Origin of the sequence: Streptomyces anulatus (assembly GCF_000721175.1) — a bacterium.
In the GTDB taxonomy this organism is placed as follows: Bacteria; Actinomycetota; Actinomycetes; order Streptomycetales; family Streptomycetaceae; genus Streptomyces; species Streptomyces anulatus_C.
In genome coordinates, this window is record NZ_JOEZ01000034.1 from 35,139 (window position 1) to 59,183 (window position 24,045).

Sequence of the window (24,045 nt, forward strand, 5' to 3'; positions counted from 1 at the left end):
CTGGCGGTCGTGGCTCTGCCACTGACTGACGCCGACGCGGTCGACCGTCCGTGAGCCCCGGGGTCCGGCGGCCCCGGCGCCCGGACGTCCGGCGGCCTGCTTCGGGTAAGGGAAACGGTCACGGACCCCAGGGGTGTCGCCTGAGCATGTGCGGGTCGATGGTGCGGGTGAGGAGGTGAAGGGGCGCGGGGCGGACGCCGGCCGCCTCCGCAGCCTCCCAGTAGGCCAGGCCCGTGGCCGCGTCGACCGGACCGTGAACGAGCGGCACATCGGCCCCGGAGGCATGGAGCAAGGACTCCAGCCGGCAGGACGCGATGGTGTCCGGCACCATCGGCTGCGCGAGATATCCGGCCACCGCGGCGGCCGGCAGTCCTTCGGCCACCTGCCGCTCCGAAGGGCCGGCACTCAGCAGCCCACCGCCGACGACCAGGACGTCCTTCGCCCGTTCCATCCGGCCGATGGCGCGAGACGTGTCGAAGCAGTGCGGGAACGAGTCGTCGACCACCGTCGTACCCGGTGCGAGCCGGCCGACGTCCAGGAGCGTGCCGCCCCCGCTGACCGCCGCGACGATCAGCCGGGCCCCGTACACGGCGTCGGGGAGCCCCTGGTCCGACTCGACCGCCTCCACGACCCCGGCGAGGCCGCGTTCCCGCAGGCTTTCGGCCAGTTCCCTCAGGCGCGGCCCACTGCCCGGCACGTCACAGAGCAGCAGCCGGGCGGGCGGCCGCTGGGCCCGGGTGAGCAGCAACTCCAGCGAGGAGCAGCCGATCGAGCCGAGCCCCACGAACGCGACGGTGAGAGAGCCCAGTTCCTGCCCGGTCGCGTCGAGAGCGGAGTGCACGGTCCTGACGACGGACACGACAGTCGCCGCGTGACCGGTAGTGACAGCGGGGGCGGCAGGGACCGCGAGGGCCGCGGAAGCGGCAGGGACCCCGGGCAGAGCGGGGTCGGCAGGCACGCCGGGGACGGTTCCGGTCATGCCGACGGCCCGCAGGACGTCGAATCCGTATCCGGTGAGCGCGGGGATCATTCCGGCCAGGGACACGGCCCGCGCACCGAGTGACGAAGCGAGCTCGACGCCCCGCGTGGTGTGCCCGAGGAGGTCGTCACCGGGGGCGAGTTCGTCCGCGAAGAGCGGGACGCACACGAACCCCGAACGGCCCAGCGGCGTGCGCAGAGTCTCCAGGAGCCGTGGCCGCCCGTCGGGGAACAGCAGGGTCCGCAACTCCTCGCGCGGCAGCGCCGTCCCCGGCAGGCCCGCCAGCCGGGCGAGGTCGGCCGGGGACGGCAGATAGCCGACGAGCGCGGCGTCCATCCACCGGCCCCGGCCGGGGCCGCCCCGCCGGTCGGGACGGCCGGGACCGGGCACCGCCGAGGCCGCCGCCCGCACGAGACCGTCGCGGATCGAGTCCGCGAACGCGGCCAGTTCCTCCGGGGTGAACGCCCTCGCCGCCGCACGGACGGTGATCCGCAGCCGCCCGTCGTCCGGACGGGCCGCGAGGAACACATCCGTACCGGCGGGAGGCGGCGTGTACGCGCTGTCGCCGTCCTCCCGGGTGACCGTCAGCGCCCCGCCGCTCTCGGGGCCCAGGGCGGAGAAGTCCAGATAGGTGAAGAAGAACTGCGAGGCCAGGGGCAGCCCGCCGGGCAGCAGCGGCACGACCCCCTCGTACGCCCGCGCTGCGGCGACCTCGGCCGCGACGCGCCGCACATCGTCCTCGAAACCCGCGTCGTCGGGCCGCCCGGGTCCCCCTCGTCCGCCCCCGGTCACCGGACCGGCCGGCCGCAGGGGAACAGCCCTGGCGAAGGGCCCGAACACCCGGTGCGCGTCGGGCAGGGCATCGTCCCGGCCGCTCACCGCGAGACCGAGCACCAGATCCGCCCGGCCGGTGGCCGCCACGAGCGCCCGGTAGTAGGCGGTGAGCACCGGGGCGTAGAGGGTGGAGCCGGTGCGCGCGGCGAGACGGCGCAGCGCCTCCACCTGGCCGGGGCCGACCGTGAACCCGTGGGTGTGGAAGAGCGGGCTCTCGCTCGTGCCCGAAGGCGTGACGGTGCTCGTGCCGGCGGAGAGCACGGGCGGCCGGTAGGGCGCGCTCAGCCGTGCCCACCGGTCCCCGCCGGGCGGTCTGACGGAGCCCGCTCCGGGGCCCGCCGTGGTGGCGGCATCGTTGCGCTCCGCGAGCTGGACGGCGTGATCGCGGAAGGTACTGCGCAGAGGAGCAGTCGCCAGTTCCTCACCGCGGGACAGGGAGTCGTACACGGCCGTCAGCTCCCTCACCAGGAGGGCCGCGCTGTAACCGTCGCCGATGATGTGGTGCGCGTGTGCCACCAGAACGTGTTCGTCGGGTGCGACGGTGAGCACCCGCAGGCGCAGCAGGGGCCATGCCCAGGGTTCGAATCGGCGCGCCCGTTCGGCGGTGACCCGTTCTTCCACCTGCTCCGGGTCGGTAAGGGTCTCGAAGTCGATCGGCAGACGCAGCGAGGGCGGAAGCTCCTGCTGGACGGCCGGGCGCGCCCCGGCGGGGAAGACCGTACGCAGCATCGGATGGCGTCCGACGAGCGTGTCCACCGCGCTCTGGAAGCGGGCGGGGTCGAGGCGGCCGTGCAGCCGCAACCGCGTGAGCCCGGACGATGTCGCACCCGGTGCCATGGCTTCGGCCAGCAGGAAGCCCCGCTGGGTGGGGGTGAGCGGGAACGGCGCGGGACTCCCCGCCGGATCGAGGCTCCGGAGGCGGGCGGCGGTTCCATCGCGTTCCCGTGCCGGTGCGTTCGCCGCGGCGTCGACGCCCGCGTCCACCGCGCCCGCGAGGGCCGCGAGCGTACGGTGACGGTAGATCACGGTCGGCCGGGGGAGCGGCCCGCTCTGCTTCTCCAGCTGGGCGAACACCTCCAGCACGAGCAGGGAGTCGCCGCCGAGGGCGAAGAAGTCGTCCTCGCGGCACACGTCTTCGGTCCGGAGCAGGGCGGACCAGATGGCGGCCAGCCGGACCTCGGTCGCAGTGCGGGGCGGGGTACGGACGTCTCCCGCACGGGCGCCGAGGCCGGTATCCGTGTCCGCGCCGGGCGGGACGGCAGCTTCCTGGAAGGGCTGGAGAGTCTGCTGGCTCAGCGCACGGCGGTCGATCTTGCCCGTGCTCGTGAGCGGCATCCTGCCGACACGGGTGATCCGGGACGGAAGCATGTAACCAGGCAGCGATTTCGCCAGATGGAGCCGCAGCGCCACGGCATCCGCACCGGACGGGCCGGGCCCGGGGGTCACGAAGGCGGTGAGGCGGCCGTCCTGGGCGAGGACGACGGCGCGGGTGATGTCCGGGTGGGTCTCGAGCACCGCCTCGATCTCTCCCGGCTCGACCCGGTTGCCCCGGATCTTCACCTGGTCGTCCAGCCGCCCGAGGAACTCCAGGGTGCCGTCCTCGGAACACCGCACCCGGTCGCCGCTGCGGTACCAGCGCCGCCCGCGCCGGACCGTGAACGCGGCCTCGGTCAGGGCCGGTTCGCCGAGATACCCCGGGGTCAGGCCGATTCCGGAGATGAGGAGCTCGCCGGCCTCACCGGGCCGCAGGCACTCCCCGCCGGGGCCGACGACCTCCACCTCCGTGCCCGAGACCGGGCGGCCGATGGGGAGCCGCCGCACCTGGTCGCCGGGCCGGGCACGGATGATGTGGCAGCTCGTGTTGATGGTCGCCTCGGTCGGGCCGTACAGGTTGGCGATGTGCTGGCCGGTGCCGAAGAGGTCGAACCAGCGGCGTACGTGGGCGGGTGACAGGGCCTCGCCGCCGACATGGATCCACCGGAGAGCGGCCAGGTCCGGCCGAGGCGCGCCGTGCCGCACCCGTTCCTCGGAAGCGCTGAGGAGCTGCTCCCAGAGGGTGGGGACGGAGCTCCAGACGGTGATCCGGCTGTGTTCGACGTACGTCAGCAGCCGGTCGGGATCGCGCAGCAGGTCCCAGGCCACCGTGACCACGGTGGCGCCGACGAGCAGCGGGGCGAGGAGCTGGCGGACGGAGGCGTCGAAGCAGGGCGAGGCGGTCTGGGCGAGCCGGTCGTGCTCGTCGTACCCGAAGGTGCCGATCGCCCAGTTGAGGTAGTTCTCCATCGACCGGTGGGTGATGGGCACGGCCTTGGGCCTGCCGGTGGATCCGGAAGTGAAGATCACATAGGCGGTCTCGCCGGCGTCGACCGGGCCGTCGGGTGCGGGTCCCCCGTCCGGGGCCAGGACCCACCCGGCGGCCCGGCCCGCGCCCGCGGCGCAACCCTGCCGCGCATCCGACGGGAGCGGCGGGGAAGCGTCGACGGACACCAGGGTGACGTCGCCGAGCGTGTCGCCCACCGCCCGGGTGGCGGCGTGACAGAGCACCGTACGGGCCCCCGAGCGCGTGAGCTGGTCCACCAGCCGCGCGGTCGGGTGACCGGCGTCCAGCGGAACCCAGCCCGCCCCGGCGCGCAGGGCCGCGACGACCGAGACCACGGTGTCGGCGCCGGGCTCGGTGAGCAGCCCGACCAGGCTTCCCGGAGTGACGCCGCGGGCCAGGAGCGAGGCCGCGAGGGCGTGGGAGGCGCGGTCGAGTTCGGCGTACGTCAGGGTGGCGTCGCCGGTGTCGACGGCGACCGCGTCCGGGGTGGCCCGGAACCGCCCGACCAGCCGGCGCACGAGGGTGGCGGATCGGGTGTCCCGGTGTGGCGGGTCTTCCGGTGCTTCCGTGACAGCCGGTGCGGCGGAAGCGGGCTCGCTCCGTACGGCTCCGGCGCCGGACAGGGACCGGACCGGGGGAAGGTCCGGGACGTCGGGCCGAGGCCCGACGAGAGCGGCCAACTCGTCGTGGAAGTCGCGGTCCAGGCGGGCCACCGTCGCCGGGGCGAAGAGCCGGACGGGGAAGTTCCACGAGAAGCGCAGGACCGTCTCGTCCTGCCAGCACAGCAGGCTCAGGCGTGTCGCGGCGGTGGCGGTGCCGGCGGCGGTCGGCCGCACCTTCACCGGACAATGCTCGTCCAGGGCAGCGGGGAAGCGCGAGAAACTGAAGCCGGCCGGGCTCACCGTCCGGGGTCCGGCCCCGGACGGGCCCGCCGGAAGCAGCCGCGCCAGGTCAAGGCCGGTGGGGCTCGCGTGTTTCTCGCCCTCCAGCCAGATCCCCGCCAGCCGCTCGGCCAGGGCCCCGACCGGCTCGTCCGGGTCCGTCCCGCACAGCAGGGGAAGGGTGTCGGCGAGCGGCCCCACGAGCCGGTCCAGACCGGGCATCCGCCCCTCCCGCCGGGCACGGGCCACGTTCACCGCGATCTCCCGCTGTCCGCTCCACCGGGCAAGACAGCGCACGTGCACGGCGAGCAGCAGATGGAACAGGCTCACCCCGTGAGCCGCGGCCCGCTTCTCCAACGCGGCGGTCAGCACCGCGTCGAGGGCGCTCTGACGCGTGGCCAGGGGAGCCGTCGGAAGGGCGGCCGGATCACCGTCGTACGGCAGGTGCAGCGGCTCGCGCCGGGAGGCCAGCCGCTCCGACCAGTACCGCCGGTCGTCGGCGAGAGCCCTCGCGCCGTCCGTGGAGGACCGCTCATCGGCGGCAGCGGTCGCGTACCGCGCGAAGTCGGTGCCGAGCGGGGGCAGCGTCGGTGCGTGCCCGTACTCGGGCCCGTGGGCGAGGGCGGTGTAGAGCGACCAGAGTTCCCCGGTGAGGACGTTGAGGCTGTATCCGTCACCGGCCGCATGGTGGATCACCAGCACCAGATGGGACAGCTCCGGGCTCTCCCGGGCGAGGACGGCGCGTACGGGTGGCTCGGTGGCGAGGTCGAACGGCCGGTTGCACAGGGCTGTTTCGAGCTCCTCGATACGCCCGGAAAGCTCCTGTACCTCGTACCAGGTGGAGAGAGCGGCGGGCGGTGCGACGTACTGCCGCGGTGTCGCCGAGCCGATCCCGTCCGGGGTGCTCCCGATGCTCTCGACGCGGATCCGCAGCATGGTGTGCCGGTCGGCGAGCGCGGCGAGCGCCCGGCCCAGGAGCCGGGTGTCCAGGGGGCCTTGCACGGTCTGGCGGACGTAGCCGTGGGCCGGCACCTCCGGGTGGAGCCGGCTGCTGGTGTACAGGGCCCGTTGGACGGGGGTGAGCGGGAAGGGAACCCCCTGCGGCACAGGAGCGTGCACAGCAGGCACAGCGGCGGGCCCAGGAGTCGGCACCGGAGCCGGGGAGGGGGTTGTGTCGAGGTGCGCGGCCAGCTCGGCGACGGTCCGGTACTCGAAGAACAGCGTGGCGGGCAGGGGCCTGTCCAGCTCCCGTTCGAGCTGCTTGACGAGGTCGACGGCGGCGAGTGAGTCGAGGCCGAGGGTGAGGAACGGCTCGTCGTCGGGGATCCCGGCGGGAGGCAGGCGCAGCGCTGCGGCCAGCAGCCGTCGGAGCAACGCTTCGGTACCGGTACGGGGCCGGGCCCCCGGCCGCGTACTCCGGCTCACGCTCGTGGCGGTGGCGGGGCTGGGGCTGGGCGCCCGGCGCGGGGTCGCCGGATCCGTTCCCGTGGCTGCTGCCGTCGCGGGCGAGGGCGTCAGGACCGCAGGTCGCGGGGACGGCGTGAGGTCGGCGAGCAGCAGCTGAGCCGTGTCGACGCCGCATGCCGTACGCAGTGCCGCCAGCGCGGCAGCGGGGGCAACGGGCCGGCCTCCGGCGCTCCGTACAGCGGTGGAGCCCTCATCCGCCCCGGTGCCGATGGCCGCTGCCATGCCGGTCCCGGCGAACGCGGCGAGGTTCACCGACTGCCAGGGCCTGCCCGCGTGGCGTTCCGACGCGGCGAACGCGTCGAGGAAGGCGTTGGCACCGGCGTAGTCGCCCAGCGCGCCCGCCAGACCGGGCAGCACGGCGCTGACGGAGGAGAACGCGATACGGACCGCCGGGTCGAGCCCGTGCCGGCGCAGGGCCAGCGACAGCAGCAGAGTGCCCCGGGTCTTGGCCGCCAGGACGTCCGCCGTCTCCTCCGCGCACCTGTTCCGCAGGGTGCCCGGCCGCACCACCCCCGCGGCGTGGAAGAGGGCGTCGAGGCGGGGCAGTCCGGCGAGGAGCGCGTCGACCTCCCGCTCCACCGAGACGTCGGCCACGCGGTAGTGGACGGTGGCGCCCAGCGAGCGGAGTTCCTCGGCCAGCCCTTCGGGCGGGTGCGGGGAGCGCCCGGCGAGCACGAGAGTCGGGCGGCCCCGGCCGGCGAGGTCGCGGGCGAGCGCGGCACCGATTCCGCCGCCGCCTCCGGTGATGAGGAACGTGCCGTCGGGCGGCAGCACCGATCGCGTCGCACCGGTCGGTGCTGGGTCGCCGCCGTTCGTCAGCGGTACGAAGCGGCGGGTGAGCCTGCGCCCCGCCCGCCAGGCGACGGTGGCGGCCCTGCCCGGAGTGCCGCCCGACGCCAGCTCGGCCAGCACGGCCGCCAGGCGCTGGGACGGGGTGTCCAGCGAACAGAGGTCGACGGCGACGGCCGAAGCGCCCGGAGTCTCCTGCGGCAGGGCCAGCAGGAGTCCGCCGAGGACGGCGTGGGCCGGCCGTGCACGTTCCCGTACGGCCCTAGTGACCTGCACGTCCTCGGTCACCACCAACAGCCGGTCCGCACGCGTCTCGTCCAACCGTGCGAGCGCCTCGTCGAAGGCGGCCAGCGCGGCGTCCTGGGCCCGGCCGAGCGCGTCGCCGGTGTCCTGACCGGGAGCGGGCCCGGCCACCAGGACCACGGCGTCCGGCGGCCCGTCGCCCGGTTCGTACCTCCGGATGCCCTCGGCGGCGAGCTGCGAGGCGAGCCGGTCGACGAACGCGGAGTCCGGTCCGGTCAGCAGCACCGAGCGCACGGCCCCCGCCGCGTTTGCGGGCAGCGGGGCGTCCTCCCACAGGACCCGGTGCAGGAGAGGGCTCGAGGGCGGAGGACCGGGCCAGTACCGGCTGCGCTGGAAGGGGTAGGTGGGCAGGGGAATCCGGCGGTGCCCCGCGTCGAGGGCGGTGCGGTCCAGCGGTACGCCGAGCGACCACAGGCGGCCGACGGTTTCCAGGAGCGCCGTGCGCCCGCCGTGCCCGTCACCGGGGGGCCGCTCCGTGTCCGCGCGGTCGCCCGGACGTCCCGGAAGGGCGCACATCACCGTCGTTCGGCCGCTGGACGCGCTGGACGCGCCGGAATCTTCGGGCGTATCGGATGGGGTGGATGGACCGGAGGCAGAGGGAGAGGCAGAGGCCCCGCCGACGTGCGCCACCGGTGTGCCGGCCAGGTGTCCTCCCGTCGCCCCGCGGACCGCACCCGACAGGGTCGCGCCGTGGCCGATCTCCACGAAGGTGCCGTACCCCTCCCGGGCCAGGCGCTCCACGGCCGCCCCGAACACCACCGGGCGTTCGGCGTGCTCGCGCAGGTATTCCGGGCCGAGGACCGGCTGCCACTCGGCGGTGACGGTGCTCATGAGCGGGACGGACGGGGCCCGCGGGGCCAGCGCACGGGCCGCGTCGGCGAGAAGGTCGCCGACCGGCCTCATCAGCGGTGAGTGGAAGGCCCGGGAGACCCGCAGACGACGGGTGGGGACGCCCTGGGCGTCGAGGCCGAGGGCGGCGCGCTCCACGGCGGAGACGGTCCCGGAGAGGACCTGGAGCCCGGGACCGTTGTACGCGGCCACGGCGAGCGCCCCGTCGGACGCCGCCACCGCCGCGGCGACCGCGTCCTCGCCTCCGCGGACGGCGATCATGGCGCCCGGCTCGGTGAACGTACCCATGAGACGGCCGCGTTCGGCCGCGAACCGTACCGCCTCCGGAAGGCTCAGCACCCCGCTGACACAGGCGGCGGTGATCTCCCCGACGCTGTGCCCGGCGACCGCGTCGGGTTCCACGCCCCACGTGCGCAACTGGCGGGCGAGTGCCACCCCGGAGGCGACGAGGAGCGGCTGCGCCACCTCCGTCACGGCCTGTGCGGCGGCGTCCACCTCCGGATCCAGCCCCCAGTCCAGCAGGGTCCGGCCGCACACCGGACCGAGGACCGCGGACGCCTCGTCGAACGTGTCCCGGAACACCGACGCCGTTCGGTACAGCGCCAGGTCCTGGCCGGGGAACTGCGATCCCTGTCCGGGAAACAGGAAGACCACGCGCTGCCGGGAACGGACGACGCTCCCGACGTGCCCGCCCGCTTCGCCGCTCCCGGCGGCGATGGCGGCGAGCCGTTCGCGCAGATCACCGTCCGCGATGACGGCGAGCCGGTGGGGACCCTCGTCCCGGGATGTGCTCGCGGTCCGGCAGACGTCGCCCTCGCGCAGGTGCGGACGGCTTTCCAGGTGGGCGGTGAGCTGGGCCACCGCGTCCCGCAGCCCGCCCGCACTGCGCGCCGAGAGGGTCAGCAAGTGAGGTGCCTCGACGGCGGCTTCGCCCGCTGCGTCCGGCGACAGCGAGGCCGGGACTGCCGGGAGAGGTGAGGGCTGCGGGAGCGGCGCCTGCTCGAGGACGGCATGGGCATTCGTACCGCCGAAACCGAACGCGTTGATCCCCGCGACGAGGGGCCCGGCGGACGTCCAGTCCCGGGCCTCGGTCACCACGGAGAAACCGGCGGGGGCGAGGCCCCGGGACGCCGGGGCGTGGTGCAGGGACGGCGGCAGCCTGCGGTGGCCCAGGGCCAGCACGACCTTCACCAGCGCGGGCAGCGCGGCGGCGTTCAGCAGATGCCCGATGTTCGTCTTCACCGAACCGAGCAACCGAGGCTCGCCGTCGGGCCGTACGGGAAAGGCGTGGGCGAGGGACCGCAGCTCGATCGGGTCCCCCACAGCCGTGCCGGTCCCGTGGGACTCCACATACGTCACCGACGCGGGGTCCACGCCCGCCGCCTCGTACGCCCGGGTGATGGCCTCGCGCTGCCGCAGCGGATTGGGCGCCATGAGGCTCATCGACCGGCCGTCGTTGTTGACGGCCGTGCCCCGGACCACCGCGAGCACCGGATCATCCGCGAGCCGGGCCGCGTCGAGGCGCGTCAGGACGATGGCCGCGCCTCCCTCGCCGGGCACGAAGCCGTCGGCGTCGGCGCTGAACGCGCGGCTGCGCCCGGTGGGGGACAGGGCCCCCGCCTCCTCCAGCAACCGGTGCGGGGCGGAGGTCAGGTGGAGGTTGACCCCGCCGACGACGGCGAGGTCGCACTCGCCGTCCAGGAGGCTGCGCCGGGCCAGATGCAGGGCCACCAGGCCCGAGGAGCAGGCGGTGTCCACGGCGAGCGCGGGACCGTCGAGGTCCAGGCTCTGGGAGACGCGGGCGGCGATGAGGGCGGGCAGATTCCCGGTGAGCGCGGTGGACGGCGGCGGAGACCCGTCGGACGAGGCCCGTTCCAGGACCTCCCGGTAGCCGCTGTCCCCGGCCGCCGCGAACACACCGATCCTGCGGCCGCGCCGACGGGGCCCCGCGTATCCGGCACGTTCGAGGGCCTCGTGCGCGAGTTCGAGGAAGAGCCGCGCCTGCGGGTCGAGTGCGCGCGCCTCGTCCTCACCGATGCCGAAGTAGCCGGCGTCGAAGGCGGCCGGGTCCTCCAGCAGCGCCGCCCAGCGCTTCCGGGGAGCCGTCGGCCCGGCCCCCGGACGGTCGTGGCCGTCGCCCCAACGCCCGTGCGGTACGGGAGTGACGGCGTCGTGCCCGTCGACGAGTAGGTCCCAGAAGGCCTCGGGGGTGTCGGCGCCGGGAAACCGGCAGGCCATCCCGATGACGGCCGTCGAGGTGGTGGCTTCGGGGCAAGCGGGTGTGGAGGTGGCGGCCGGGTCCGTCCCGGGGGCGACCGTCAGAAGGTGACCGGCGAGGGCGGTGACCGTGCCGTGGTCACGGATGACCGCCGGTGGCAGCGTCACACCGAAGGCGTCCTCCAGCGCCACCAGCACCTCCATGGCCTTCAGCGACGTCCCCCCGAGGCCGCCGAACGACTCGTGCGCCCCGATCGACGCGGCGGGCCGGTCCAGTACCCGCGCCCACACCTCCCGCACGGCTTCGACGGTCTCGGCCCACGTCCGGGGCGCCTCCGCGACGGTCTCGGCCCGTGCCCGGGGCGCCTCCGCGCGGGGCTCCGCCGACGACCGCGGCGCTTCCGCCCGGCCGGGAGCCTCGGTCGGGAGACCATCGCCGTCACCCGCCCGCCGCCAACCGGCCGCGAACTCGCCCGTCTCGAAGCGCTCCCGCAACCGCCGGCGCTGCAGCTTGCCACTCGTCGTACGAGGGAACGCCCCCGGCGGCAGGGCCAGCACCCGCACGTCGTCATGGAACAGGGCCTCGCGCACCCGCGCCGCGACGCGTTCGAGCACCTCCGCCGCGTCGCGCGGGGGCCGCGCCCAGGGGACGAACACCACGACGCGCTCCGCACCGCTGACCGGGTCGGTCGAACCGACCACCGCCGGGGCGCCGGGCGGCAGCCCGGGTGTCGCCGCCGCGACCGCCTCCACGTCCGTGGCGTGGAAGGTGCGGCCGTTGAGGAACAGCACGTCCTTGTGGCGGCCCGTGACGCACAGCCGCCCGTCCCGCAGGAACCCGAGATCACCGGTGCGGAGCCACCCCTCGGCGAACACCTCCGCGCTCACGCCGGGAAGGCGGTGGTAGCCACGGGCCAGTTGGGGGCCGCTCACCATGATGTGGCCGACCCGCCGGTCCCCGAGGACGGTTCCCGCGTCATCGACGATGCGCACGGCGCAGCCCGTCACGGGCCGCCCCACGTCCATCAACTCGACGGCTCCTTCGCCCGGTCCGGCGTCCACCGCCACTCCACCGCTCAACGACGCCCGGTCCAGGACCAACGGCACGGCCACCTCTCCCGGCGGCGGGAAGGTCACCGCCAGCGTCGCCTCCGCCAGGCCGTAGACGGGCTGGGCCGCCGCCGGATCCAGTCCGGCCGCCCGTGTCCTGAGGGCGAAGGCACGCCACACCGCGGGCGCGATCGGCTCCGCCCCGACCAGGAGCAGCCGTACGGCGGAGAGGTCCAGCCGGGCCAGGACCTCGTCGGGAACACGGCGCACGGCCAGCGCCAGCGCGAAGTTGGCCGCGGACAGCACCGTGGCCCGGTGCCGGGCCGCCACCTCGAACCACACGCGGGGCCGCTTGGCGAACGTCAACGGACCGATCTTGACCTGCCGGGCCCGAGCGGCCAGCGGAGCGAGATGGGTGCCGATGAGCCCCATGTCGTGGAAGTACGGCATCCAGCTGACCACCACGTCGTCGGCGCCGAGCGCCGAGGCAGCCCGTATCTGCTCCAGATTGGCCAGCACCGCACCGTGCGTCACCTCCACCCCCTTGGGCGCACCGGTGCTCCCCGAGGAGAACTGCACGAACGCGACGTCGTCGTGCCCTGCGGCGACGACCGGATCCCGCAGCACCGGTCCCTCCCGCAGAGCATCGAGAGTCAGGGCGCGTACGCCGTCGGGGAGTTCACCCGTCAGAGACGCGGTCGAGGCGTCCACGACGACGGGCGGTCGCCCCAGGTGCTCCCAGACCGGCAGCACCCGACGGGCGTCCGGAGCCAGCGGAACCGGAACGAGGCCGGCCGCCACCGCACCCCAGAACATCGGCTGGAAGTCCTCGCTGCGGTCGGCCAGCAACGGCACACAGGTCCCCGGCGCCACCCCCGCCTCGCGGAGTCCGCCGGCCACGCGCAAGGAATCGTCCCGGAGCTCGCGCAGCGTGACGCTCAGTTCGCTGCCGTCGCCGCGAACGTGAACGACGACCTGCGCAGGGGCCTCACGGACCGCGTCCAGCAGTACGTCCAGCAGGGTCATGTAGTGCTCCACCGGTCCATCGGTCCGTTCCTCGAAGAATGATCCTAAGAACCGCGCGGGCCGCGGGGAATCAACCGCCGGGAGGAGACCGCCTGCGACCTGGGAGTGACCAGCCGGAAGCCGTTCGACGCGGGGCCGGCACCGGCGGGGCTAGCGTGGCCGCCGTGAACGTGGGCACCGAGGAAACCAGGCTGATCATCCTGCGCGGCAACAGCGCATCGGGGAAGTCGAGCATCGCGGCCGGTCTCCGCGACAGGTTCGGCCGCGGACTGGCCGTGGTCGGCCAGGACAACCTGCGCCGCACCGTGCTGCGCGAACGCGACCGGCCGGGGGCGTCGAACATCGGCCTGATCGACCTGACGGCCCGCTACGCCCTGGACGCCGGCTACCACGTCGTGGTCGAAGGCATCCTCTACGCCGACCACTACGGTGCCATGCTCACCCGGCTGCGCGCCGACCACCGGGGCCCGACCCACGGGTACTACCTGGACGTGCCGTTCGCCGAGACCGTCGCCCGGCACGCCACCAAACCGATCGCCGACGAGGTCAACGCGGAGCAACTGCGGGACTGGTACCGCACCCGCGATGTACTGCCCGACGGTGTCGAGACCGTGATCGGCCCGGACAGCGTCCTGGACGGGACCGTCGACCGCGTCATGCTCGACACCGGCCTGCCCCGGCTGCCGCCGGTCGACCGCTGAGGTGCCGGAGCCCGGCCGAAGGAGAGACCGGCCGGGCAGGCCCGCCCGGCCGGTCACCGGTCGGCCCGGGCAGGTGACCCACCGGTGCGCGCCTGGTTACGCGCCCATTCACGCGCCGGTCGGCGCGGCCTGCTGCACGACCTCGAAGGACCACACCGTGGACCCGCCGGCCGCGGGCTTGGGGCGCTCGCCGCCGGCGTCGCCCCCCTGGTGGGCCGCCTTCATCGGCCCCTCCATCCACGCCTGGAAGGAGGCCTCGTCACGCCAGCGCGTGTAGACGAGGTAGTCGTCCGTGCCCTCGACGGGCCGGAGCAGCTCGAACCACTCGAATCCGTCGGAGTTCTCCACGGCGTGGGCGCGGGAGGCGAAGCGCTTCTCCAGCGTCTCGCGTTGTTCCTGGGGGACGGTCAGCACATTGATCTTGACTACGCTCATGGCACCATCCTGCCGTACGACGTCCGAGCCCTCTCACTCCCGGCCCCGCCCGTACACTCCGATGCGCCAGCTGCCGGTGGGCGGGGCCGTCGCGGGCAGTTCCACCGTGACGCGGAGGCCGCCGTCGGCACACCGAGGGCTCGCCCCGGCCGCACCGCCACGCGCTAAGCTGCGAATTCCCCGCGGGGGAAGTCCGGTCGAAATCCGGCGCTGACCCGCAACGGTAGGCGGAACCATAGGTTCCGCGAGCCCGATCACCCGTGGGGGAGAAGGCTCCTGACCATTCGCCGTGGACTGCGAAAAGGCGCTGCGCGGGGCGGCCGCCGTCCGGGGCCGCTCCTCCTCGCGCAGACGTACGGCCCGAGGCGAAAGCGACCGGCCTGTGGCCACGTCTCTCGACCGCATATCCTCCGAACCCTCGCGCCCGGCGCGCGTCGGCACCGGTTCGGCGCCACCGCGGCGCGTACCCCTGCCCCTCCTCCTGACCAGTCTCTGCCTGGCCCTTTCCGTCTCGCTCGTCTGCGGGGCGGGCCTCGGGGCCTCGGGACTCTCCTGGGCGGAGGTGCTGCGCTACCTGTGGGCCGGACTGACCGGCGGGGCCATCGGCCCCGACGAGGTCCCGGCCTACACCATCGTGTGGGAACTGCGCCTGTCGCGGGCCGTGCTGGCCGCCGTCGTGGGGGCCGGTCTGTCGGCCATCGGCGTCGCCGTCCAGGCCATGGTGCGCAACGCGCTCGCCGATCCGTTCGTGCTCGGCATCTCCTCGGGTGCGGCGGTCGGCGCCAACGCCGTGCTCATCTTCGGGGTCTTGGGAGCGCTCGGCATCTGGGCCCTGTCCACGGCGGCGTTCCTCTCCGCACTCCTCGCCATGGTGCTCGTGTACGCGGTCGCCCGCACCGAACGCGGACTGACCCCGCTCCGGCTCATCCTGACGGGGACCGCGATGTACTACGGCTTCTCGGCCGTCACCACGTTCATGGTGTTCGCGGCCGAGCGAGGGGAAGCGGCCCGCTCGGCGATGATGTGGCTGCTCGGCAGTCTCAGCGGGGCCAACTGGGCTGCCGTGCCGATCGCCGCAGGAGCGGTGCTCGCCGGCCTCGCGCACCTCGGCTGGTCGGCCCGGCGGCTGAACGCCCTCGCCATGGGGGATGAGACCGCCGCCGCACTCGGAGTCGATCCCGGGAGGCTGCGCAAGGAGCTCTTCCTCGTCTCCGCGGCCGTCACCGGGGCGGTCGTCGCGGTGAGCGGAGCGATCGGCTTCGTCGGCCTGATGGTCCCGCACGCCGTTCGGATGCTGGTCGGCGCGGACCACCGCAGGCTCCTGGCCGTCGCGCCCCTCACGGGAGCCGTCCTGCTGATCTGGGTGGACATCCTCTCGCGCGTGGTGCTGGCACCGGCCGAGCTGCCGGTGGGCGTGCTCACCGCGGTCATCGGCGTTCCCTGCTTCATCCTCCTCATGCGCCGGCGCGCCTACTCCTTCGGAGGCATCTGATGCGGATCGACATCGACGCGCTCACCGTCGATATCGCCGGTGCACGGCTGGTGGACCAGGTCACCGTCGGCGCGGCCGACGGGCAGCTCGTCGGCCTGGTCGGTCCCAACGGCAGCGGGAAGTCCACGCTGCTGCGCTGCGTCTACCGGGCCCTGCGCCCCTCGGCCGGCGCCGTCAGGATCGGCGGTGAGGACCTCCACGCCCTGAGCACCCGGGAAAGCGCCCGCCGGCTGGCCGCGCTTCCGCAGGACGCGGTCGCGGAATTCGACTTCACCGTGGCCGAGATCGTCGCCATGGGACGTCTGCCGCATCAGGGGCCGGTGGCCCGGACGACCGACGAGGACCGCCGCCTCTGCGCCGACGCCCTGGAGGGGGTCGGCGCAGGACACCTGGCCGAACGCGGCTTCCTCACCCTCTCCGGCGGCGAGAGGCAGCGCGTCCTGATCGCCCGCGCCCTCGCCCAGCAGCCCCGGGTCCTGGTCCTCGACGAGCCCACCAACCACCTGGACATCGCCCATCAGCTGGAAGTCCTCGCCCTGGTCCGGAGCAGCGGCCTGACCGTGCTCACCGCCCTGCACGACCTGAACCTCGCCGCCCTGCACTGCGACCTCGTCCACGTCATCGACAGCGGCCGGATCGTCGCCTCCGGGGCCCCGCACACCGTCCTGACCACCGAGTTGCTGGCCGACGTCTTCGGCGTACGGGCGCACCGCGTCGCGCACCCCGGGACCGGCGCGCTCCAACTGCTCTTCGACCTTCCTCCTGCCCGCCCCACCTCCTGAGGAGCCTCGACCACCATGCCGAACCCGTTGCGTCCCGCAGCCCTCGCTCTCGTAGCCGCTCTGGCCCTCACCGGCTGCGGAGCGGACGTCACATCAAAGGCCGACGGGAAGGACGACGCCGGCCGAGGCGACCGGCACTACCCGGTGACCGTCGAGAACTGCGGCGAGAAGAAGAGCTACGACAAGGCCCCGCAGCGCGTCGTCACCAACGACGTCGGCATCACCGAGATCATGTTCGCCCTCGGTCTGGCGGACCACATGGCCGGCTACGTGATGCCCGACGACAAGGGCGACATGACGTCCGTCCCCTGGAAGGACGGCTACAGGAAGACCAAGTGGCTCTCCAAGGAGCGGATCAACAAGGAACTGGTCCTCGACGCACGTGCCGACCTGGTCTTCGCCGGCTGGAACTACGGCTTCAACGAGGGGGAGGGGTTCACTCCCGCCGAACTGAAGCGCGTGGGCGTGGACTCCTACCTGCTCAGCGAGTCGTGCCGCAACGGGCAGGGCAAGGCCCGCGGGGTCATGCCCCCGCTCGAAGCGCTCTACACGGACCTCCGGAACCTCGGAGAGATCTTCGACGTCGAGGACCGGGCGGACACCCTGATCACGGCCTTCAGGAAGGAGGTCGCCGACGCCCGGGCGAAGGCGGCGAAGGGCAGCGACCGCCTCCGTGTCTTCCTGTACGACGACGGGAATGACAAACCGCTGACCTCGGGCGCGTACGCCGGGCCGCACGACATCATCACCAAAGCCGGCGGCGACCACATCATGAAGGACCTCGAGGACAGCTGGACGACGGTCGGCTGGGAGACGGTGGTCGACCGCGACCCCGAGGTCATCGTCATCAACAACTACGGGGACACGGGCGCCGACCAGAAGCGGAAGTTCCTGAAGTCCTACAAGCCGCTCGCAGGCGTATCGGCGATCAAGAACGACCGGATCGTCGTCCTCGACTACGTTGACCTGGTCGAGAGCCCGCGCAACCCCGCCGCCATCAGCTCACTGGCCAGGGACCTGCGGACGTTCGCCCGATAGGGCTGGTGGGGCCTGACGTACCGGCGATGGCCGAAGGCATCTGAGTCCACAAACACGCACTGTCGTACCCCCGTTCTACTCTGGGGCCTTACAAGGCGTCGGCGGGGGCCGACGTGCCGCAGGGGCCGGATCACTGATCCGGTCCGACACCTCGGGGCCGTCCCGGTCGCACCGGCGGGGCAGCTGGTGCCGGGGGTGCGTGCACGTCGGACAGGTTCCTGCCTGCTCGCACCGCACACCGGGAGGGACTTTGAACGTCAGATCCTTAGCGCGTACCACCCTGGTCACCGCGCTCGTGTCGGTCACCGCCATCGTGGTGCCCGGGGCGTCGGCCGTCGGGAACACACGGCCGTCCCGGCCGGCGATCGACGCGCTGACCACGGGGGACGCCAACTGCGATGTCACGCGGGCAGCCGCCGTCCGCGACCGGCCGACGCTGAACGACGCGGGCGCCGATCAGCTCCCCGCCCGGTTCGAGGCCGTCCGGACCGGTGCGGACGGCGCCGAGCACCGGCCGCGCGCCGCCACCGCGCCGCAGCCCACCGGAAGCGTCCACGCGTGGACCGTGCCGGACACCGTCCCCGACGACACCCCGGTGCGGTGGCCCGTGCGCGCCGAGGACGGCGTCGGCGACGGCCCGTGGAGCGACTCTGGCCACCAGGGACGTTGCCACTACACGACCGTGACCCAGCCCCCGCCGGCAGCGGCCTGGAGGCTGGACGACCCCAACCGTTCCCCGTGGGCCGAGGCCTGGGCGGGGCCCTACCGGGGCATGGCCGGCGCAGGTGTGCGGTTCGGTGAATTCGGGCCTCACGGAACGGCTCCGGGCGCCGCGGTCCTCGACGGCGGTCCGGACAGCTACCTGAACACGGGCGGTCCCGTCGTGGACACCACCCGCGCCTTCACCGCCGGGGCGTGGGTGCTCCCCGACGACACCGGCAGGGAGATGACGGCCCTCAGCCAGTCCGGCATCGCGGACGCACCGAACTTCACCCTCGGCACCGGCATCGCCCCCGACGGGACGCCCGTCTGGAGCTTCGATCTGCCCTCGGCGGACGGCCGGACCCGGGTCACCGGCGGAACACCCCGGGTGGGCGAGTGGGCCTATCTCGCCGGGGTGTACGACCCCGTGGCAGGCGTCGCCCGGATCTACGTGGACGGCGACCTGGTGGCCACCGGGAACGCGGCAGTGCCCGAGGACACCCCACAGTGGTTCTTCCTGATGGGACGGCGGGACGACCACGACCGTACGCGGACCTGGCAGGGCAACCTCGCGGACGTCAGGGTGTGGGACCGCGTCGTCCTGTCGGCCGAGCTCGCCGAGCTCGGCCGCCGCAAGCCGCGCGCCATCGCCCACTGGCAGATGGACACCGTCGAGTCCTACGGCGGTCCGATGCTCACCCCGGCGGTGGACCATCGAGGCAGCTTCGTACTCAACGGCGACGCACACCTCACGACCGAGGACCCGATCGCCGGGATCGGCAGCATCAGGCTGGACGGCGACGGCGACCATCTGGAAAGCAGTCCGGCGTTCGACACCAGCAGGAGCTGGGCCATCTCCGTGAAGGTCCGGCTCGACGGGGTCCCCGAGCGGGACATGGCCGTCCTCGCCCAGACCGGCCTGCACACGGACGCCTTCACCCTCCGCTACCGGGCGGCGGACCGTACATGGCGGGCGATTCTGCCCCACGCCGACGCGGCGGGCGCGGACACGACGGAGCTGAGCGCACCGGCGACGGGCGGAACACAGTCCCTGCTTCTCCAGTACGACGAGAAGGCAGGCGAAGCCCGGCTCCACGTCGGCGGCGCCCTGGCGGCCAGGGCGCCCTTCGCGGCGGACGACGCCTGGGAAGGGTTGCGGTTGCTCCAGGCCGGCCGGGACTCCGCGGCCGACGGGGTGGGGGACCACTACCTCAAGGGCGACATCGACGAGGTACGCGCCTGGGCGGGGGTGCTCTCGGCCGAAGAGCTGGACCGGATCTGAGCTCAGGTGACGCCCCACCGCCTCACCCGGGCCCGGCCGCCGCCTCGTCGTCGACGGGAACGCCCAGCCGGTCGGCCACGGTGGTGAGGGCCGCTCCCAGCGGAACGGCGACGCGGGTGAGGGCGTGCCGGTCGCCCCGGGTCGGGTCCCGGTTGACGATCAGCACCGGGGCTCCGGCCCCGGCGGCCTGACGGACGAACCGGAGGCCCGACATCACCGTCAGGGAGGAGCCCAGGACGAGCAGCGCGGTCGCCTCACGGACCAGTTCGCGGCAGTGCTCGACCCGCTGCGGAGGCACGGCCTCGCCGAAGAACACCACATCCGGCTTGAGGACGCCGCCGCAGACGGCACAGGGCACCACCCGGAAGTCCCCGACCTGCTCGTCCGTGAGATCGGCGTCCCCGTCCGGGTTGATCGCGGTGGCCACCGGCGCGAAGCCCCCGTTGGCCTCCTCCAGCCGCAGGGCGAGTTCGCGGCGCGGGCTGAAAGCACCGCAGGAAAGGCAGACGACCCGGTCCAGGCGCCCGTGGAGGTCCACGATGCCTTCGCTGCCGGCGGCCTGGTGCAGACCGTCGACGTTCTGGGTGATCACACCCGACAGCAGACCGTGCCGCCCGAACGCGGCCACGGCCCGGTGCCCGGCGTTCGGCCGGGCCCGGCCGAACGTGCGCCAGCCGAGATGGCTGCGCGCCCAGTACCGGCGACGGGCCTGGGCGTCGGAGGTGAAGTCCTGGTAGGTCATCGGGGTGTGCCGGCTCAGGCTCCCGCCCTCGCCCCGGTAGTCGGGGATGCCCGACTCCGTCGAGATGCCCGCCCCGCTCAGGACCAGTACACCGCCACCGCCCAGGACCTCGGCGACCGGCTTCAGGTCCGTGGTGGCCGGCGGCGGCTCCTCGGTGGAGGTCCAGCTCAGGGTGGGTCGCATACGCATGCCCCCAGGGTACGGAAGTGGCCTCCGGCACCGATGCCGTCGCGCGGCCGCCGACCGGAGATCCGGGCAGGGTGCGTTTCCGGCCGGATTATCTTGGCAGGGGCATGATCAAGCCGCGAGTGCGGCATAGGTTCTGCGGCCCCGGGAGGATCGGCAACCAGCCATTGCGGCACGGCGGTTCGGTTCGCGTGACCTTCCTCCCGCTCCCTCGGCTCCGCGCGGAGCCGAGCCCCCCATGAGTGAAGGGACAGCAATGCTGAATTCCAGATGGCTCAAGGCGGCCGGTGTCGCCGCGGCGATCACCCTGGCGACGGCTACGGCGGCGCAGGCCGCTCCCGCGCCGGACCCGGTGGCGGAGAGCACGGCAGCAGTGGTGACGCTCCGGTACGACGACAGCCGTGCCGGCGGCTGGGAGGCGGCGGTCGCGGCAGGGGTCGCCTCGTGGAACGCGAACGTCGACAACGTCAAGCTCGTCGAGGCCGCACCCGGCACCCGGGCCGAGATTCAGATCGTGGCCACCAGCGGCTGGCCGCAGGCCACACTCGGCCCGGTCCGCCCCGGCGGCCAGGCCAGGGTGGAGCTGGGCAGCCAGGCGGTCACCCAGGGCCACGACAAGACCCGTATCGCCGCCCACGAGCTCGGCCACAGCCTGGGCCTGCCGGACACCAAGCCGGGCCCCTGCTCCCAGCTGATGTCGGGCTCCAGCGCCGGTACGAGCTGCACCAACGCCGTCCCGAACGCGGTCGAGCAGGCCCGCGTCGAATCCGCCTACGCGGGTGGCCTCGCCTCACGCAGCCCGGCCGACGGCCGCATTCTGGTGGACGCCTCGTAACCGGTCGCATCGAGGACGTGTGGGGCTCCGGCCTCGCTCTGAACCCGGTCCTCAGCCGCCCCGGGTCACCGGCTCCTCGTGCTGAAGGGGCCGCCGTCGCCGAACGCGAGGCGGGCGAAGCGTTCGGCGATGCGCCGGTGCGCGGCGGGGTCCGGGTGCAGATCGTCGGGCAACGGGAGTTCGGCGTGGTCGCTCCCGCCGTAGAGGCCGAGGCCGTCGAGGTAGTGCAGGTGGGGGTCGGTGGCGGCACGTTGTCCGACGAGCCGGGCCAGTTCGTCCCGGATGACGGTGAGGGTGAGTTTCCCGGCGGCGACCTCCGCGGGGTCGCCGGTGGCCAGGAAACCCGGTCGCCCTTCGCCCATCGCGCTGTAGTCCAGGGCGCTGGGGCCGGGCGTGGTCTCGTGGATCGGGCAGCAGATCGGCGAGACGACCAGCAGCGGGGCGGTGGGGTGCCCTTCACGGATGGTGTCGAGGAAGCCGTGGACGGCCGGGACGAACGCGCGCAGCCGCATCAGGTCGGCGTTGACGACGTTGATGCCGATCTTGACGCTGATCAGGTCGGCGGGGGTGTCGCGCATGGCGCGGGCGGTGAAGGGGTCGAGCAGTGCGCTGCCGCCGAACCCCAGGTTGATCAGTTCCGCTTCGCCGAAGGCGGCGGCCAGGGCGGGCCAGGTGCCGGTCGGGGTGGTGGCGTTGGACCCGTGGCTGATGGAGCTTCCGTGGTGCAGCCAGACCGGTCGACCGCTCGGCCGGGGGCTCTGGAGGGGCGCGTCGGTGCGCAGGGCGACCAGGCGCGTGGTCTCGTCGTGGGGCAGCCAGATCTCGACGTCCTTCTCGGTGTCCGGCAGGCCGGTGAACCGGAGCGTTTCCACGGGGCCGGGCCGGGTCTCCGTGGTCATCGAGGCCAGATCGATGGTGAGCGTGTCGCCGTCCGGGGCGCTGGCCCGGGCCGCCAGGTGGCCGTCCACGAGGAGCTCGTACACACCGTCGGGGCGCGGCGGTGTTCCGGAGTAGACCCGCTTGGTGGCCACCACGTCCAGCTCGACGGCGGTGGCCCGGGTGCGGAACGCCAGCCGGACCCCGGAGGGCTGCGACTCGGCCATGGCCAGTTGGTCATCGGGAATCTGCAGGCGTGCGCGCGCGGGCAACCGGTGCGGAAGCGCGCCGCGCTCGGTGTGCTCCAGGTCGAGCGCGCCACGCAGGATGCCGGGGGTGATGGGAGTCGTCGTCCAGTCGTGCCGGGTGGTCATGTCTCGGTCTCTTCGTTCGTCGAGGGGCTGGGAGGTGTGCGGTCAGGAACGGGTGGGCCAGTTGCGCAGCAGGGCGTCGAGCGCGTCGAGGATCTCGGCCCAGCTCTCCTCGGAGCCGGGGGAGCTGTGGCTGAACCCGCCGGCCGTCTCCAGCTCCATGTAGCCGCTGAAGACGCTGCCCAGGAGTCGCACCGCGTGTGTCTCCTGGAGTTCGGTCAGCGCGTAGCCGCGCAGGATCGCCCGCGTCATCAGGGAGTGCCGGACTCCCGCGCTCGCGGCCGCCGTGTCCGGGTCGAGCCGGAACCGGGCCGCGGTGAAGCGCCCCGGGTGCTGGAGGGCGTAGTCGCGGTAGGCGTTGGCGAAGGCACTGAGCGCGTCCTTGCCGGCCCGCCCGGCGAGAGCGGCCGACGCCCGGTCGGCGAGCTCCTCCAGGGCGAGCAGCGCGATCTTCGTCTTCAGGTCGTGGGCGTTCCTGACGTGCGAGTAGAGACTCGCGGTCCTGATGCCCAGCTTCCGGGCCAGCTCCGAAGGGGTCACGTGCTCGAAGCCGATCTCGTCGGCCAGCTCGGCCCCCGCCCGTACGACCCGCTCCGCGTCCAGTCCTGCTCGCGCCATACCGCCCTCCGAACAGTTCTCTGCGATTTCCTAAGCAAATATAGATTTGCCTAACAGCATTAGGCAAATTGATGTGAGTCGTATGGAACCGCTGACCGAGCAGGAGATCCGTACCGCGTTCGTGAACTGCACCCTCAAGGGCGAGGCCAGGCGTCTCTCCGTCCCGCGCGACCTGGCCGACCAGCCCAGCCGAGCCCGGCCGTCCCGGCAGCCCGCAACGGCCGGCCACCGACACCGCCGTGGAGCCCAGCCCTCCTGTCCGACCCCGAACTGACCGGCCTGGCCCCGCACCAGTTGCAGCACCTCATCCACACCCTGGCACCGGCAGGAGACACCCGGCGCGGCCGCCCGCCCCGGCTCACCTTCGCCGACCAGGTCCTGGCCACCGTGCTCCACCTACGCGTCAACCTGGCCGCGGAACCTCTTGCCATTCTGTTCAACAGCAGCCGCACCGCAATGCACCGCACCCTGCTCAAGACCAGGAAACTGCTTGAAGCTCAGGGCACCACCATCGTGCCGGCCACTACCCCACCGACCGCCCTGACAGCCCTCCAAGCCCGAGTGGCCGCCCAAAGCAGCAACCCCAGCAGCAAGATCAAAGCGACAGGTTAATGATCGGCACGCCCTTAGACGCGCTCCAGCGGCCGGTGGGGGAGAGGCGGCAGCTCGATCCCGACTGTGTCGCCGGCGCGGACCGTTCCGCCTCGGCGGACCACGGCCATGACACCCGACTTGAAGGTGAACTCGCCCGACCCGGGGTCCAGGGCGAAGACTTCGCCGAGCAGCCCCGCACGGAAGTCGTTGATCTTCGCGCAGGGGTTGCGCAGCCCCGTCACCTCCACCACCGCGTCCTCGCCGAGGCGCAGCAGAGCGCCGGTGGGCAGGCCGAGGAGATCCACTCCTCTGGTGGTGATGTTCTCGCCGAGCTGGCCCGCCGACATGTCGAAGCCCTTGAGCGCGAGTTCGCCGAAGAGCTCCTCGTGCATCAGATGGACCTGGCGCAGGTTGGGCAGGTCCGGTTCGTACGTCATACGGAACTGGTGACGGATCGTCTGCCCCGCATGCACGTCCCCTTCCACGCCGAGCCCGGCGAGCAGGGTGATGAAGGGGCGGTTGGGTTTGCTGAACGAGTACTGCTCGTTGCGGCTCACTGCGGTGACCTGACCGCCCATCGGGCGCTCCATCCGTCGTCGTCCAGGGTGCCCGATCGTACGAAGGGCTTCTTCGGCTCCGGCGACCGGGGGGCGCCCCCGGGAGCGGGCCGACGCCG

Annotated in this window: 12 protein-coding genes, 2 pseudogenes and 1 riboswitch; of the genes and pseudogenes, 8 read left to right on the forward strand and 6 right to left on the reverse strand. The window is 73.3% G+C overall.

Features of this window, described 5'->3' with window-relative positions; all coding sequences use genetic code 11:
• Positions 1–118: 118 nt before the first annotated feature.
• Positions 119–12,715, reverse strand: coding sequence for a hybrid non-ribosomal peptide synthetase/type I polyketide synthase (locus IG90_RS0131095; protein ID WP_033894806.1), 12,597 nt, complete (start codon positions 12,713–12,715; stop codon positions 119–121).
• A 155-nt stretch (positions 12,716–12,870) separates the two neighbouring features.
• On the opposite strand from IG90_RS0131095, the gene IG90_RS0131100 reads away from it, so the two are divergent.
• Positions 12,871–13,416, forward strand: a complete 546-nt coding sequence (locus IG90_RS0131100; RefSeq protein WP_030591965.1) for an AAA family ATPase — start codon at positions 12,871–12,873, stop codon at positions 13,414–13,416.
• 108 nt (positions 13,417–13,524) lie between these two features.
• On the opposite strand, the gene IG90_RS0131105 is transcribed toward IG90_RS0131100, so the two are convergent.
• Complete coding sequence (locus IG90_RS0131105; protein WP_030591968.1) at positions 13,525–13,851, reverse strand: antibiotic biosynthesis monooxygenase family protein; 327 nt, start codon at positions 13,849–13,851, stop codon at positions 13,525–13,527.
• Positions 13,852–14,014: 163 nt separating this feature from the next.
• Positions 14,015–14,131, forward strand: a riboswitch (cobalamin riboswitch).
• A gap of 102 nt (positions 14,132–14,233) precedes the next feature.
• On the opposite strand from IG90_RS0131105, the gene IG90_RS0131110 reads away from it, so the two are divergent.
• The 4 genes from IG90_RS0131110 to IG90_RS0131125 all read left to right on the forward strand — a co-directional run bounded on the left by IG90_RS0131110 (position 14,234) and on the right by IG90_RS0131125 (position 19,147).
• Positions 14,234–15,343, forward strand: a complete 1,110-nt coding sequence (locus IG90_RS0131110) for a FecCD family ABC transporter permease (RefSeq protein WP_030591971.1) — start codon at positions 14,234–14,236, stop codon at positions 15,341–15,343.
• Positions 15,343–16,125, forward strand: a complete 783-nt coding sequence (locus IG90_RS0131115) for an ABC transporter ATP-binding protein (protein WP_030591975.1) — start codon at positions 15,343–15,345, stop codon at positions 16,123–16,125. Before IG90_RS0131110 ends, IG90_RS0131115 begins: the two co-directional genes overlap by 1 nt.
• Positions 16,126–16,140: 15 nt before the next feature.
• A complete protein-coding gene (locus tag IG90_RS0131120) occupies positions 16,141–17,163 on the forward strand; it encodes an ABC transporter substrate-binding protein (RefSeq protein WP_030591978.1) in 1,023 nt (340 codons plus the stop codon).
• A gap of 250 nt (positions 17,164–17,413) precedes the next feature.
• Complete coding sequence (locus tag IG90_RS0131125) at positions 17,414–19,147, forward strand: LamG domain-containing protein (protein WP_233436132.1); 1,734 nt, start codon at positions 17,414–17,416, stop codon at positions 19,145–19,147.
• Between the two features lie 22 nt (positions 19,148–19,169).
• Here IG90_RS0131125 and IG90_RS0131130 read toward each other — a convergent pair whose 3' ends face one another.
• On the reverse strand, positions 19,170–20,078 hold the full coding sequence (locus tag IG90_RS0131130) for an NAD-dependent protein deacetylase (RefSeq protein ID WP_033894801.1): 909 nt from the start codon (positions 20,076–20,078) through the stop codon (positions 19,170–19,172).
• A gap of 253 nt (positions 20,079–20,331) precedes the next feature.
• On the opposite strand from IG90_RS0131130, the gene IG90_RS0131135 reads away from it, so the two are divergent.
• Positions 20,332–20,910 carry a snapalysin family zinc-dependent metalloprotease gene (locus tag IG90_RS0131135; RefSeq protein ID WP_030591987.1) on the forward strand — a complete coding sequence of 193 codons (579 nt, stop codon included), beginning with the start codon at positions 20,332–20,334 and terminating at the stop codon, positions 20,908–20,910.
• Positions 20,911–20,975: 65 nt separating this feature from the next.
• Here IG90_RS0131135 and IG90_RS0131140 read toward each other — a convergent pair whose 3' ends face one another.
• A complete protein-coding gene (locus IG90_RS0131140) occupies positions 20,976–22,160 on the reverse strand; it encodes a GDSL-type esterase/lipase family protein (RefSeq protein ID WP_030591990.1) in 1,185 nt (394 codons plus the stop codon).
• A 42-nt stretch (positions 22,161–22,202) separates the two neighbouring features.
• Positions 22,203–22,775: a TetR/AcrR family transcriptional regulator gene (locus IG90_RS0131145; protein WP_030591993.1), complete on the reverse strand. Its 573-nt coding sequence runs from the start codon at positions 22,773–22,775 to the stop codon at positions 22,203–22,205.
• An 82-nt stretch (positions 22,776–22,857) separates the two neighbouring features.
• Between IG90_RS0131145 and IG90_RS44460 the strand changes: the two are divergent.
• A pseudogene (locus IG90_RS44460) lies at positions 22,858–22,962 on the forward strand (FBP domain-containing protein); the annotation flags it as partial.
• A pseudogene (locus tag IG90_RS0131155) lies at positions 22,962–23,387 on the forward strand (transposase family protein); the annotation flags it as partial. The pseudogenes IG90_RS44460 and IG90_RS0131155, both read left to right, overlap by 1 nt.
• Positions 23,388–23,401: 14 nt before the next feature.
• On the opposite strand, the gene IG90_RS0131160 reads toward IG90_RS0131155, so the two are convergent.
• Positions 23,402–23,947, reverse strand: a complete 546-nt coding sequence (locus tag IG90_RS0131160; protein WP_030592000.1) for an MOSC domain-containing protein — start codon at positions 23,945–23,947, stop codon at positions 23,402–23,404.
• Between the last annotated feature and the right edge of the window lie 98 nt (positions 23,948–24,045).